The organism is Siphonobacter sp. BAB-5385 (assembly GCF_002261125.1).
Classification (GTDB): domain Bacteria; phylum Bacteroidota; class Bacteroidia; order Cytophagales; family Spirosomataceae; genus Siphonobacter.
Genome location: NZ_NMPS01000254.1, coordinates 18156 through 32358, shown reverse-complemented (window position 1 = coordinate 32358; position 14203 = coordinate 18156). Strand labels below are relative to the sequence as shown.

Annotated in this window: 15 protein-coding genes; 12 read left to right on the top strand and 3 right to left on the bottom strand. The window is 48.7% G+C overall.

The features are described 5' to 3' along the window. Positions 1 to 111: 111 nt before the first annotated feature. Together BWI93_RS27565 and BWI93_RS26920 are read right to left on the bottom strand one after the other, a co-directional pair. A complete protein-coding gene (locus tag BWI93_RS27565; RefSeq protein WP_141217616.1) occupies positions 112 to 1605 on the bottom strand; it encodes a hypothetical protein in 1494 nt (497 codons plus the stop codon). A 95-nt stretch (positions 1606 to 1700) separates the two neighbouring features. Beyond that, entirely contained in the window at positions 1701 to 2585 is an 885-nt protein-coding gene (locus tag BWI93_RS26920; protein ID WP_094817030.1) for a bifunctional 5,10-methylenetetrahydrofolate dehydrogenase/5,10-methenyltetrahydrofolate cyclohydrolase, read from the bottom strand. 257 nt (positions 2586 to 2842) lie between these two features. On the opposite strand from BWI93_RS26920, the gene BWI93_RS26915 reads away from it, so the two are divergent. The 12 genes from BWI93_RS26915 (at position 2843) to BWI93_RS26860 (ending at position 13211) form a co-directional block, all read left to right on the top strand. After that, positions 2843 to 3142: a hypothetical protein gene (locus tag BWI93_RS26915; protein WP_255158089.1), complete on the top strand. Its 300-nt coding sequence runs from the start codon at positions 2843 to 2845 to the stop codon at positions 3140 to 3142. 164 nt (positions 3143 to 3306) lie between these two features. Further along, positions 3307 to 3789: a DUF2452 domain-containing protein gene (locus BWI93_RS26910; protein WP_094817028.1), complete on the top strand. Its 483-nt coding sequence runs from the start codon at positions 3307 to 3309 to the stop codon at positions 3787 to 3789. 38 nt (positions 3790 to 3827) lie between these two features. After that, complete coding sequence (menB, locus tag BWI93_RS26905) at positions 3828 to 4682, top strand: 1,4-dihydroxy-2-naphthoyl-CoA synthase (RefSeq protein WP_094817027.1); 855 nt, start codon at positions 3828 to 3830, stop codon at positions 4680 to 4682. A gap of 159 nt (positions 4683 to 4841) precedes the next feature. Then, positions 4842 to 5255, top strand: coding sequence for a hypothetical protein (locus tag BWI93_RS26900; RefSeq protein WP_094817026.1), 414 nt, complete (start codon positions 4842 to 4844; stop codon positions 5253 to 5255). Positions 5256 to 5306: 51 nt separating this feature from the next. Continuing rightward, positions 5307 to 5720 (top strand): EVE domain-containing protein, encoded by a 414-nt coding sequence (locus tag BWI93_RS26895; RefSeq protein ID WP_094817025.1) that lies wholly within the window; start codon positions 5307 to 5309, stop codon positions 5718 to 5720. Further along, positions 5713 to 7266, top strand: coding sequence for a hypothetical protein (locus BWI93_RS26890; RefSeq protein ID WP_141217615.1), 1554 nt, complete (start codon positions 5713 to 5715; stop codon positions 7264 to 7266). The genes BWI93_RS26895 and BWI93_RS26890 overlap by 8 nt, the downstream gene beginning before the upstream one ends. A 220-nt stretch (positions 7267 to 7486) precedes the next feature. Beyond that, positions 7487 to 8368 (top strand): class I SAM-dependent methyltransferase, encoded by an 882-nt coding sequence (locus BWI93_RS26885; RefSeq protein ID WP_094817023.1) that lies wholly within the window; start codon positions 7487 to 7489, stop codon positions 8366 to 8368. Positions 8369 to 8450: 82 nt separating this feature from the next. Beyond that, entirely contained in the window at positions 8451 to 9134 is a 684-nt protein-coding gene (locus tag BWI93_RS26880) for a response regulator (RefSeq protein ID WP_094817022.1), read from the top strand. Positions 9135 to 9188: 54 nt separating this feature from the next. Beyond that, positions 9189 to 10565 carry an ATP-binding protein gene (locus BWI93_RS26875; protein ID WP_094817021.1) on the top strand — a complete coding sequence of 459 codons (1377 nt, stop codon included), beginning with the start codon at positions 9189 to 9191 and terminating at the stop codon, positions 10563 to 10565. Positions 10566 to 10739: 174 nt separating this feature from the next. Further along, complete coding sequence (locus BWI93_RS26870; protein ID WP_094817020.1) at positions 10740 to 10985, top strand: hypothetical protein; 246 nt, start codon at positions 10740 to 10742, stop codon at positions 10983 to 10985. 607 nt (positions 10986 to 11592) lie between these two features. Then, positions 11593 to 12321, top strand: coding sequence for a hypothetical protein (locus tag BWI93_RS26865; RefSeq protein WP_094817019.1), 729 nt, complete (start codon positions 11593 to 11595; stop codon positions 12319 to 12321). Positions 12322 to 12941: 620 nt separating this feature from the next. Beyond that, complete coding sequence (locus BWI93_RS26860) at positions 12942 to 13211, top strand: hypothetical protein (RefSeq protein WP_094817018.1); 270 nt, start codon at positions 12942 to 12944, stop codon at positions 13209 to 13211. Here BWI93_RS26860 and BWI93_RS26855 read toward each other — a convergent pair. Further along, positions 13208 to 14110 (bottom strand): histone deacetylase, encoded by a 903-nt coding sequence (locus tag BWI93_RS26855; protein ID WP_094817017.1) that lies wholly within the window; start codon positions 14108 to 14110, stop codon positions 13208 to 13210. The genes BWI93_RS26860 and BWI93_RS26855 overlap by 4 nt on opposite strands. Positions 14111 to 14203: the final 93 nt, after the last annotated feature.

Genomic DNA, 14203 nt, shown 5'->3' with positions numbered 1-14203 from the left:
TGAAACTGTTTCCGAACGGTATTGGTCAGGAAATCAGCCTGCAGGTGGGAATCGCCAATGTGCAGAATATTGACAACGCCCTGCTGCTTTGCCTTTAACTCCGCCAGAGCATCAAAAAACGGATTCAGGCTTTCGACCTGCTGGATCGCGTTGGTTCCGGAGGTCTCGATGCTGGGAGACAATACGTTGACGAGAGCTGTCTGAGCCTGAGCGTTGGGCAGCAGTACGCATAGCAGCAGGCTCAGTCGTAAGATTCTGATCATATTTTTTCTTTTCAAACAAGAGGGCTTTGGCCAGCAAACGGGCAATCTTGCGGCCACCGGCGTATTTCAGGTGCGTGTAATCTTTATTGGCCAGCCCCGCATTTACGTACTTGACCATTGAGCCTTCCCCACCCATAGCTTCCCAGAGGTTCCAAAAGGTTACGCCCGTTTTGCGGGACATGCCGCGTTGGGCTTCGATCAGGTACGGGATACTGGGAAAAGAAACGTAGGAGTCCGCCTGTCGCATGCTCCGGTCCGATACACCGATGATTAAAATGCTGGCTTCCGGAAAACCTTTTTTGATTCGTTCGATGGCCGCCATCATTTTGGGAACGTACCAGCCCAGTTGCGTCGTATTCGGCTGAATGACATTTAAGCCATATTGCAGAATGACGAGTTTGTAATGCTGCAGGCTGTTAAACTGCTGGTACATCGATTCCGACACCCCCAGCAAACCCCAACCCGAATTTCCCCGAATACTGAAATTGTCTACATACACGCCGTGATCCGACTCGAAGCTTAAGCCGTACAGGGTCAGGCCGCTACCGAACGAAAACCGAACCTGACTCCCCGCTGCCGCCACGTCATGCTCGGTCAGCCTGGAGTGGGCTGTCAGGGTATCCGCCTGCTCCGGTTGTGACCCGAAGGTGTACCGCAGAGCACTGCTCCGATCCGCCTGATAAAAGACCCGCACGCGATCGAAGTGACTTGCCCCAAAGGGCCGTCCGGTACTGTAATTTACGACGTTGTTTCCCTCCGGAATAAAGCTGTATCCAGCTACACCCAGGGCGGGACTTCCCTGCTGCTTTTGTAGTACAGAATACGTTTTGAAATTCCGGAACTGATGGCGGATGGTCGCCCGAAAATTGGCTACGGGCGACGTGAGGGGTACGTAGCCCACGCCCCGCCCGCCGAATAAAGCTTGTAGCGTATCCCGAAAATCGCCGCATAACATATCACCCTCAATAAAGGAATCGCCGAAAAAGGCAATGCGTACGGGTCTGGTCTGAGCCTCTTCACTCAGGGCTTTCATAATCTGCTTGAGTCCCTGTCCCGTACTGTCGTAATCCTCAATACAGGTAATGCCGGCTGGACAGGGTAACTGATGTTTCTGTACGGCCACGGGCTCTTCAGCCTTCGGTGCAGTTTTTGCCGAGGGCGTTTTTTTAGCAAGAGACAAAGGTGGCGAGGGCTTCGTATCTTCCTGAATAGACGAAAACAATCGAACTGGTTTCAGATTTATATCGCTCCAAACCCTCTCGGGTACATACGAAAAGGCCACTAAACCAGCCACCAGCAACAAGGTCAATACAGGAACCTGCCGCAACGAATTGGAGGCCATGAAAAATTAGATACGGAGTTGGGTGAAGAATACCTAATCATTTGCGGACTTCCGTGGTGATTCAAATGAATCGGTTGGAAGCCCGCAAACGAACATTACTTTTTATAAATGCTGCCTTTGGCTGCCAAAAGCGTGTTTTGCATCAGTGAAATAATGGTCATTTGACCAACGCCACCGGGTACGGGCGTGATAAAGCTGGTCTTGGGAGCCACTTCATCAAATTTAACGTCTCCCTTCAGCGAGAAACCCGATTTTTTGCTGGCATCCGGTACGCGTTCGAGGCCTACGTCCAGTACTACGGCTCCTTCTTTTACCATATCCGCCGTAATGAATTCCGGGCGACCCAGAGCCCCTACCAGAATATCCGCCTGACGGCAGATTTCGGCCAGATTTTTGGTTTTGGAGTGCGTGATCGTTACGGTACAGTTACCCGGATACGTATTGCGTTGCATCAGAATGCTCATCGGTAAACCTACAATCTGGCTGCGGCCCACGACGACGCAATGTTTACCCGCCGTTTCGATGCCGTAATGTTCCAGCAGCATCAGGCAACCCTGAGGCGTAGCTGAAATATAGGCGGGCAGGCCTTTGGCCATGCGGCCGATATTGATGGGGTGAAAACCGTCCACATCTTTTGCCGGATGAATCGTTTCCATCACGGCATCAGGATTGATGTGAGCTGGCAGAGGTAGCTGGACGATCAGACCGTCCATGTCCGGATTTTCGTTGATTTCGCGGACTTTATCAAGCAGTTCGGCTTCCGTTACCGATTCGTCAAACCGAACCAGCGTCGACTCAAACCCCAGTTCTGCACAGGCTTTGACTTTGTGAGCGACGTAGGTTTCGGAAGCTCCATTACTGCCCACCAAAATCGCCACCAGATGGGGCGTTTTGCCGGATTGAGCTTTCAATTGTTGTACTTCTTCGGCGATCTGGGCCTTGAAATGGGAGGCAACAGCTTTGCCGTCAATCAATTGCATAATATTCTGCTCTAAATAGTAAAACGAAAATCAAACCCAAAGATACGCAATCCAGTGATTCCCTTCGTTCCCTTTAACTCATTTACCCAAGAAAACTAGCCCACCCCGCTTTGATAAAAACTGCGGGCAAATCCAGCCAAAGAGTTGATTTCAGGGCAGTTACGACGTATATTTGCAATGATTTATTACGCGTAACCCATGCAATTATCTTTCTTACCCGCTGACGAACGCCGTTTTTTATTGACCTGTTTGCTCAAGTGGTTTTCGATTCCCGCCGGAATCGGCCCCGGCTGAAAACCATTACCAATCAACGGGTTCCGGGCGATTTGTCCGTCCGTTGTCCGCTGCGTTTACTGCGTCAGTTTCCGGAAGGAACCATTTACAAACTGGATGCCCGGCTGGTACAAACGCCGGGAAAACAGCCGTACCTCGTCGCCGTTAATCAACGAACGCTGCACCGGGCTCTTGAATTTTATGACCATAATCTGACCGTACAGAACGGTGAATGTAAGGCTCCCCGCCCATCCCGCCGGGTCGTGAAAGAACGAACTCCCTAACTTTTCAGGGCTTTTCAATTGATATTCCACGCACTAGCTAAATTTTTACGCTTCCTATTACGGGCTTCTTTGCCTGCTTCCTTTCGATTCCTGTCTCTCCTTTCCCATTTCCTGCCAAACAATCCGTATTTTTGGGCGTTTTTCTACTAAAAACCATCGGTACTATGCCGGAAAACACGGAAGCAGGGGCGTTCGAAAACCCCATTAACCCAGACAAGGTAGCCGAAAATCCCGGTCTCCTTCCCTACGCCCATAACGCGGGCAGTGCCGTCATTCGTCCCGAAGACGAAGGTAAAATCAAAGCTAAAGCTCTGACCGCCATGCGGCAGCAGACGGGCAAGCAGTACGATCAGCTTGCCGGGCAAATGAAAACCCTGCTGGATCAGGCCAAGGCCATTCAGAAGCGGGTGGAAGTTTCAGAACGGGTCTATACAGCGGCGATTAACTTTGAGCCCTTCATTGGTCAGACCATGTATCTGTACGAAAAAGCGGATGGCTCAGACCTGCTCTCGCTGGTGGCTCCGCACGAATGGGGGCGTTCCTTTAAATATAACCGCTACGTAGCTCAGGTAACGATGCTGTACGATCACACCTGGGATGTACTGTTTTATAACGACGAAGGCGACGAAGAACGCGTTGAAATTTAGTCGCTGCGTAAAGACTTCATCTTGAAAATCACGAAGTAATGAGTAATAATCCGAAAACTGCTCCGATCCTTTCCTGGCAACTGCCCTGGGAACCGATTAAAGAATACCGCGAAATCCGCTATTTGTACTACGAAGGAATCGCGATGATTTCGATCAACCGTCCAGAGGTACATAATGCCTTTACGCCCCTGACGGTCAATGAAATGATTGAAGCGATGGAACTGGCCCGTCAGGATACGCGGGTCGGCGTAATCATTCTGACGGGTGAAGGCGGTCGGGCATTCTGCTCGGGCGGCGACCAGTCGGTACGTGGTCACGGTGGCTACGTGGGCGAAGATTCCGTTCCCCGTTTGAACGTCCTGGATTTACAGCGTCAGATTCGTTCGATTCCTAAACCCGTCATTGCAATGGTAGCCGGATGGGCCATCGGTGGCGGACACGTCCTGCACGTAATCTGTGACCTGAGTATTGCGGCGGAAAACGCCCGGTTTGGCCAAACGGGACCGAAAGTGGGAAGCTTCGACGGTGGTTTCGGTGCCAGCTACCTGGCCCGGATCGTGGGTCAGAAAAAAGCCCGTGAAATCTGGTACCTCTGTGATCAGTATGACGCTCAGGATGCTCTGTCCATGGGTCTGGTTAATAAGGTGGTACCCATCGAAAAACTGGAAGAAACAACGGTAGAATGGTGCCGTAAGATTCTGGCAAACAGCCCCATCGCTCTGCGGATGCTCAAGTCTTCGTTCAACGCCGACCTGGACGGACAGGCGGGTATTCAGGAGCTGGCCGGTAACGCCACCCTGCTGTACTACCTCAGCGACGAAGCCAAGGAAGGGCAGCGTTCGTTCCTGGAAAGACGCAAACCCGATTTCCGGAAATTCCCGCAGTTCCCTTAATAGTTTACGGTTGACAGTTTTCTGTTTTCAGTACATGCTCTGGTACTACTTTATTACGTATCTATGACTGAATCGATGTTGGCACGGCCATAAATCTGCTCTTATGCTAACTGGTAAGTAATACTGAAAACAGAAAACTAACCACTGAAAACTGAACGTATGAACTATCTGAAATCCATTTTGCTGTTTACGGCTCTTGTGACTCTTTTGGGCAGTTGTCGGGATACGAGTGATCCACAGGATCGGGATGAACTGAGTTATCTGCATCAAACCTGGAAACACTCCGACGAAGAAGATACCGAAGGCCGCCTGATTTATCGCAATGCCGCTTACAAGTTCCCGACTACCAAAGACCGTCAGACGTTTACTTTCAGTGAAAATGACGTACAGGTTTCGGTTATTAAAAACAACAAGCTTACCCCGTACAAAGGCAGCTATACGGTAGTAATGAACGGTAATTCCGTGAAAGAACTGACCCTTAACTACACGGAAGCGGGTCAGCGAATCCCTACGGTATTACGCTACGAAGTACTGATTCTCGCCAAGGATGCCCTCATTCTGAAGGTCCTGTAACGAGCGATCGGGCTTGCCTTTTTGCGGCTAATTCCCCCAATTGTAAAATTCATGAATTTTTGGCTCGTCAAATCCGAACCTTTTAAATATTCCTGGAATGATTTCGTTAAAGAAAAGCGAGGCGTCTGGGATGGTGTACGAAACTTTCAGGCTCGTAATAACCTGAAGGCGATGGCAGTCGGAGATTTGGTGTTATTTTATCATTCAAACGAAGGAAAAGAAATTGTAGGCATTGCTAAAGTGGTACGTGAGGCGTATCCCGACCCCACCACGGAGGATGACCGCTGGGTAGTCGTGGATCTGGAGCCCGTCGAGAAGCTTCCCCGAAGCGTCACGCTGGAAACCATCAAAGCCGATACCCGCCTGCAAAACATTGCCCTGATCCGTCAGTCACGCTTATCGGTTTCCCCCGTCCGGCCCGAAGAATTTGATATCATCGTTGGATTAGGCCATGAACATGCGTAGCCCCCTTATTGTCCTTGCCCTCATATTGGGCTCTTTTACTCTATTCGCTCAACAGAAGCGACTTGAAATCCCCATTCCCACGTCTACCGCCAATATTTTCACGATACCCGTGGGTCAGGAAGGCGTGATGCTGCTCACCCAAACGGGCCGAAACTCGTATCACATCGATCGGTTTGATACCAATCTGGATCGTAGCTGGTCGGTAGATGGCACGATTACGGATGGCCTGGAATACGTCACGTATTCATACGACGGCAAAAGCGTATATCTGCTTTTTAGTCGGAACAAGAGTAATGTGTACGAAATCATCAAGGTATACGTGGGTCCGGGTTTCACCGAAAAATTTGAAATTCATTCGGTGGATAAAATGGAAATTTCCCAGTTTAAAGCCTTCCACGACGGCGTCTATATTGCCGGTGTGGTTCGGGAGCAACCCATCTTATCGTACACGAACCTGCAAACGCGTCAGAATCGACTGCTGAATGCCTCCTTCAAAGGTCAGGCCGAAGTACAGACCATTGACGTAGATTCGGTAACCAACCGTGTGAACGTCACCTACGCCGTTCGGAAAAACCGGGAGTATTCCATTGTGGTGAAATCCTTTGATGATGCTGGAAAACAGCTTTCGGAGATTGTGGTAACCCCCGATGAAGATTACGCCCTGCTCGATGGCCGCCTGAGTCCGCTGGCCGATGGTACGAATCTGATGATTGGCACCTATGGCTTCCGGAATATGCAGTCGCAGACGAAGGGCCGAATGGTACAGGGGATTTACATCTGTAAGGTAACCGATAACGAAATTCTGCCCCTGAAGTATTACAGCTTCACGGATTTCAAAAACTTCTTCTCCTACCTGAGTCCCCGCGATCAGGAGCGTCGTGAGCGTCAGGTTCAACGCAAGAAGGAAAAAGGCAGCGACCTGAAACTGAATACCCAATTACTGTTACACGATCTGATTCAGAAGGATGGACAGTTGATTCTGGTTGCTGAAGCCTTCCAGGCTACCTTCCGTAATAATGGCAACGCCTGGGGTTACGGTGGTGGGCCCTGGGGCGGTCCGATGGGCGGTTTTTATCCCGGCTGGGGTTGGGGGATGTATAGTCTGAATCCCTTCTACTTCGGCAATCGTGGTTTCTATAACAACGGTTCCCAGATGTTTGATGGCTGGCAGTATACCCACGCCGTGGTGGCAGGTATCAACCAGCAGGGAGCATTGGTCTGGGACAACAGCTTTGAAATTGACAAGGTAAAAACCCTGTCCCTGAAGGAAAAGGTAAAAGTAAATCTCCAGAATGATCAGGTAACGCTGGTGTACAGTGACAAAGGCAGCCTCCGCTCGAAAAGTATCAAAGGCGGTATGGTGCTCGAAGACGGTACAGCTCAGGCGATTGCCACGAGCAACAATGGGGACCGGGTTCGTCGCAACTCGACCGATAATCTGGATTACTGGTACGATAACTACTTCCTGGCCTGGGGTTTCCAACGCATCACCAACGATGCCGAAGGCCGTCGGAACGTGTTTTATCTCAATAAAGTAGCGTATTAATTTTGTTCGAATACGATACGAAAGGACTGATGATTCCCCTCATCAGTCCTTTTCCTATCTATGAACGATCAACTTCTCTCAGGAATAGTAGCCCTATGTTAGTCCTTAGAAGTAAGACGTTCATCGATGAACGAACCGCACGCTCGGTAACTTGTACGAACGTGTGATTAAACCTGAAAGACTGAAGGCAAGCAAAAAAACTTGTCTAAACAATACCTTTATGAAATTACTGACGCCCACCCCCTGGTCTGATTACGAACTGATTGACTGCGGAGGTTTCGAGAAATTAGAACGCTTTGGTGCCTACGTACTGGCCCGCCCCGAACCGCAGGCCATCTGGGATAAAACCCTGTCGGATGCCGAATGGGAAAGCAAAGCCCAGGCGTACTTCAAACGCGAAAAAGGCAACTCCGAACGCGGCGAATGGCTGACGAAGCAGGGGATGCCCGACCGCTGGACGGGCACCTACCCCCTGGGTTCGCAGAAGCTTACCTATAAGCTGGCTCTCTCTTCCTTCAAACACGTAGGTCTGTTTCCGGAGCAGGCCGCTAACTGGGAATTCATCTACCAGAAAACCAGGGCACTCGGCGTAGAGAAACCCAAAGTCCTTAACCTGTTTGCCTACACGGGTGTGGCCTCGCTGGCAGCCCGGGCCGCCGGAGCTGACGTGACGCACGTGGATTCGGTAAAACAGGTCATTAGCTGGTCGCGGGAAAACATGGAACTCAGCAATCTGGAAAATATCCGCTGGATGGTGGAAGACGCCATGAAGTTCGTGAAGCGGGAAGTTCGTCGGGGCAACACCTATCATGGCATCATTCTGGACCCGCCCGCCTACGGTCGCGGTCCCGACGGCGAGAAGTGGGTATTGGAAGAACAGATCAACGAGTTACTCAAACTTTGTAAGCAATTACTGAACCCACAACAGCACTTCTTTCTGATCAATCTCTACTCCCTGAGTTTTTCGGCCCTGATTGCCGAAAGTCTGATTCTGCGAATTTTCGAGAAAACCGAAAATCCGGAGTTCGGGGAACTATACCTACCCGATTCATTCCATAAAAAGTTACCGCTGGGCATCTTTTACCGCTTTGCTACGGTTTAATGGCCGAGGTTTTTTGACTCCTGGCCCGTACCTTTCGCTTTGTTAGCGGAAACGGGCCGGAGCCTATCAAGATAGACGACTTATGAAACTATTGATCATCGAAGACGAGCCGAAAACCGTCCAGTCCATCAGACAGGGTCTGGAAGAAAATGGTTTTGAAGTAGATATTGCTTACGATGGTCTGATTGGTAAACATCTGGCCAAGCGAAATCCCTACGATCTGATCGTTTCGGATATTATCATGCCGGGCCTGAATGGCGTGGAACTGACCCGTGAGCTTCGGAGTGAAGGTGTGGAAACGCCCGTTTTGCTACTGACGGCCTTGGGTGGTATTGACGAAAAGCTGATGGGCTTCGATGCTGGTGCCGACGATTACCTGGTTAAGCCCTTTGAATTTGCCGAACTGCTGGCCCGTATCCGCGTACTGACCCGCCGCTGGAACGGCTCCATGCCCATCGCTTCCAATATTCTGCGGTATACGGATCTGGAAATGAATCTGGATTCGAAAACGGTAATCCGCGGCGAGAAGAAAATTGAACTTACCGCCCGTGAATTCGCCCTGCTGGAATTTATGTTACGGAATCAGGGCAAAGTGCTTTCGAAAGCCGAAATTGCCGAAAAAGTGTGGGATGTTAATTTCGATACGGGAACGAACGTGATTGAAGTATATATCAACCTGTTACGCAAAAAAGTGGACAAAGATTTCACGACCCGTCTAATCCACACCCAATACGGGATGGGCTACGTACTTAAGGTGGAAGATTAGCTGATGTTCCTGCCCACTTTCTCCTCTTTCCAAATATTGATTCATTAGCTTTCCATGCAAATTCGTACTCGTCTAACCATTCAATTCACCCTGCTGGTTTCGGTGATTGTTTTGCTGGCGTTTGCGGCCATTTACTACTTCCGGGAGTACTCCCTGCAGGAACAGTTCTATAAACGGCTCCGTCAGAAAGCCCTGAGTACAGTCGAGTTGCTGGTTAACCAGAATGAGGTAAACTCCGAGATTCTCAAGCTCATCGACCAGTCGAATTACGACCTGTTGTACAAGGAAAATGTCATTCTGTACACCTATCGAAATGACATCTACCATGCCAATAATGATACCATTCGCTTCGATCTGGACCGAAATATCCTGAACCGCATCCGACTGAATAAAGAACTGCGGATCGATCAGGGCGAGTATAAACTCTACGGACTCTATTACACCAGCGACGGCGAACGTATGGTAAGCGTAGCCGGAGCCGCCGACGTAGCCGATCAGGTGAGTATGCGTTCGCTCCTGCGGATTATGCTCTATGCCTACGTTGCCTGTATTTTGCTGGTAGCAGTAGTGGGCTGGTTTTTTGCAGGACGGGCTCTGGTACCCATATCGGACGTCATCAATGAAGTACAACGAATTTATCCGCAGAACCTGAGCAGGCGGGTGAACACGCAAAACGAAAAGGACGAAATCGGGCGGCTTACTTTCACGTTCAATGCCCTGCTTGACCGGGTGGAACAGGCGTTTCGTTTGCAGAATATGTTCATTTCAAATGTCTCGCACGAGCTTAAAAATCCGCTTACCAAGATTATCTCGCAACTGGAAGTAGTATTACTCCGGGAACGTAGTACCGAAGAGTACCGCCAGACGGCTTCTTCCGTCTTGGCGGACGCCCGCGACCTGAGTCAGCTCTCCAATACCCTACTCGAACTGGCTAAAGTTTCCGATCAGAATCAGCCCTTCCTAACGGCTCCCGTACGCATTGATGAAGTACTGTGGGATGCTCGTGATCTGCTCCGTTCGACTCATCAGTCGTATACCATCAAGGTAGAGTTTCCGGTTGACATTGAAGAAGATTCCGTTTTAACCTTAAACGGCAATGCGTATCTATTGAAAGTAGCGGCGATCAATCTAATGGAAAATGGCTGTAAGTTTTCCATCGATCATACGGTTTTTGTGAAGGTACTGCCCAGTGCAACGCAACTGGAGCTGGTCTTTAGCAACCGTTCGAATATTGCTCAGGAAGAACTAGGTCTGATTTTCCAGCCTTTCTATCGCAGTCAGAAATCGGTGCGTACTTCTGGGTATGGCATTGGGTTATCGCTCGTAGATCGTATTGTGAAATTGCATAATGGTACGATTGAAGTACATTCGCAGGAGGGAAATGTGACCTTCCACCTGGTCATTCCCCAGCATAAACCCAATTTTCAGTAGATTTTAAGGATTGCTTCACGTGTGCTTAAGTATTGGCCCGTTCATTTGTCCTTGCAAAGCAAACCAGTTTTCTCATCCGGTTAGATGGTTTGTAATGGGGGAAATGCAGACACGCTGGGGCCCATACCGTCGGCTCCAGCGTAGTCTTTTTGATCAGTAACCTCTTTTACCCTCATGAAGTATATGCCTTACCTGGTTTCCGCTATAGCCGGGTTTGCGTTAGGCGGTATGGTTCGTTGGTACTGCTATCCCTGGACCGACCTCGTATCCTCTCGTGAAATGTTCCTCGTTACGGTGCTCATTGGCGTACCTTCCGGATTCGTTTTACAAATCATCGCCGTTCGGTATCCTCCCCAGAGTCGTCTGCTTGATATACGGTTTTTCGTATGTTTGGGGATTGTCTGTTCTCTGATCTGGTAGGGCCATTTTTGTAATGTTTCAAGTAATCTTGTAGAAACATTCTTTCTTTATCGGCTTGTATCTGTCTAGTTACTCTTCTGGATCATTCATACCTTAAAGCTCTTCGAAAAGGCTTTAACCCGTTAAAGAAACCCACCCCTTTGGGCTATACGCAAAAAGTTACGAATCTTAACGTATATTCGAGACCTAAGAAAAGTGTTGTCCACTATTTGAATTATAGACAGTATAGTTAAGCTTCTAGAAGGTCAACTGATTAAGCCATTAACCTCTCGTACTTCACCCCCATCTTTACTGTATTATCGGTATGCATATCCTTTTTGTGAGCATCCTTTATTTGAGGCTAGCATCGCTTGGCCTCCCCACCCAGATCAGTATCAAAATTCTATTCTTTCAAAAAAGCTGCTACTCTAGAGCTTTCCTCTATTTTTTCAAACCACGTACGCTACTCTCTAATTAATACATCCTTGGTTTTAGGAAGGATTTGAAATCAAATTCAACCTTAAAGGATTCTGATCATTCAGCGTTTAAATGAATCAGTAGCTTTTCGCTTTTCTTTCAGCATTACCACGAATTCAGAATTATAGGTTCATTTTTAACTACACCACTAATGTACAAACTGTTTACTCCTCTCTTTTTTCTGATTTCTGTTCTATCAGCTTCCGCCCAAATGGGTATAGGTACGTCAACCCCACATGCAGGTGCTGCCCTTGATATTACCTCAGATGACAAAGCCTTATTAATCCCCAGGGTGACTCAGGCTAATCGTCCTGGTGAGATGGGTGGAAAACCGGCTATACCAGGCATGGTTATCTATCAGATCGATGGAGAGGCAGGTTTCTACGTCTTTGATCGTGAAGGTTGGGTAAAAATGTTGAAACCCCTGGATGCAAAACCTGATGGATACATTTTTGCAACCGGCTATCTCGCTTTGAATAATGTGGTTACAGCTAATCCAGGAGTTTCAGCACCTCTACTGTTGCAGGTTAACAACTCATCTCCCTATCTAAGTGGTCTGTGGACTGAAATACCCTTATATAAACCGGGTACTTATAGTATAGAGTATGATGTCACTCCAATTATTGTTGACGGCAATCAATACCAGGTACATCTCATCACTTCAGATAATAATGGACAACCTAATGGAATAGTACCAAATTCCGTTCAAACCTCTAACCCAGGAAACCCAAAAGTTCGGGGTCGTGCGTTTATATACGCTACAGCAGGCACAAAAATATCGCTGGCAATACTTCCATATCCTAACACCGCAACAACTACTCTAACATTTGATCAGGCATATTATCACCATAAAATTTCACTCACAATTATTAGGCAGTAATTTCCTAAATTGAGTTTATGACCCATCTCTAAGCACTCTTCGCCTAGTACATCCACATCAAAGATTTGATGTTTGAGTTTGTCGTGGAACAATTCAGCTTCACCCTCCACCTAGCGGATACTCTAGCCAAGAAGTAACTGGAGTGTAGAAAAGCGATAGGTCTTAAATCCGTTAGGATTGGGAATATGGTTAGACTTCCCTTACCTCTTTGCCTGCTCGAAAAATCGTACAAACGTAGAGCCTAGCGTAAAAGCTTTTTGTCGAAACGTTGATGTCTCCATTCTGGCTTTACGGCAACAATCTACTCACAATCAGCTTACATTAACGGTACTTAGAGTAGGTCTTCCGGACCTACTCTAAGTATTTTACAACAAGCGTATAATGCATCTTTTCCAGTAATCCATTACTTTTGACCCGCTTATGCTTTCACTTCACCGTACAAGGGTGAACGGTCTTTACCGGTTGGGACCTGAAGAAAGTACGAAGTGAAAGGATGCAGAGATACCTTGGCAGCAATATTCTTGCCCTGGACCGCATTCCTAGCCCCATACGATTTATATTTCTATAAAGCACAGATTTTCAGTTCGTTCTATTTGCACGACTGTATAAACTATGTAAGTATGGCATTTTACTTGAACGGACTTAGGTACCGACCCCGGCCGGCCAAACGGACTTCTGCCGGCATTCTCTCTGGACTACTCCTGCTTTCCATTTTAGGCAATCTCGTACAGTGGACCTCCCAAAAGGCCATACGTACGCAGTTAAACAATGCCATCGTTAGCAATGATTCGACGCTGGCGGCCAAACACGAAACCGAAAAACGGCTGCTTCGGATGGAAGAGGAACTGAACCAGCAAAAGACGTTACGACTCATTTCGGACAAACGTTAGAAGTACATCTCTTCCGCCAGTCGGAACGTGTTGCAATGAGCTTCGACAATATCGGCGAGCCGATGCGAGTAGCCCCCGCCCATGACCACCGCGAGCGGCAAACGGTAGCGTTGAGCCTGTTCGAAAACAAACTGGTCGCGACGGCGGCAGCCTTCTTTGGTCATCTTCAGCTTGCCGAGTTTGTCCGTTTCCAGCACGTCGACTCCGGCAATGAAAAAGAGAAAGTCGGGCTTTTCCCGTTCCAGTAAGCCGGGCAGCGTTTCGTAGAGTTGATGCAAATACGGTTCATCAGTCAGGTAAGAAGGCAGTGCGATGTCCAGATCCGACTTCTCCTTATGTAGCGGATAGTTGTCCTTCCCGTGCATCGAAAACGTAAACACGCGGGGTTCGTTTTCGAAAATGCAGGCGGTTCCATTCCCCTGGTGTACGTCCAGATCGATCACCAGAATTTTCTTCCGCTGTCCTTCATCCAGTAGATAATTCGCGGCAATGGCTACGTCGTTGAGGATACAGAATCCTTCGCCCTTGTCCGCGTAGGCGTGATGGGTACCGCCGGCAATGTTCATAGCTATGCCGTATTGCTGAGCGTACCGGCAGCAGTCGATCGTACCCTGAGCAATGACGATTTCGCGGTGTACTAAGGCCTCCGTTAAGGGGAATCCAATCCGCCGTACCATTTTATCGGATAAACGGAGGTTCCGAAGATCATCCCAGTACGTTTGCGTATGCGTTCGAAGAATCCAGTGCGGATCGAGGGGCTGGGGTTGAAAAAAGGAGTCCTCCCGAACGACGCCTTCCCGCAACAGTTGTTGGGGAATGAGTTCGTATTTTTCCATGGGAAAGCGGTGTCCTTCGGGAAGCGAATAGCAGTATTCGGCAGTGTAAGCAATTTTTAACATAGGGATTGAGTTGCCCCTGGCCCGCTACCATTTTCATTCCAGCGGCCCAGGTGGCCTTATTTTTTAGGCTATTGCGGATATTCAACCAACATA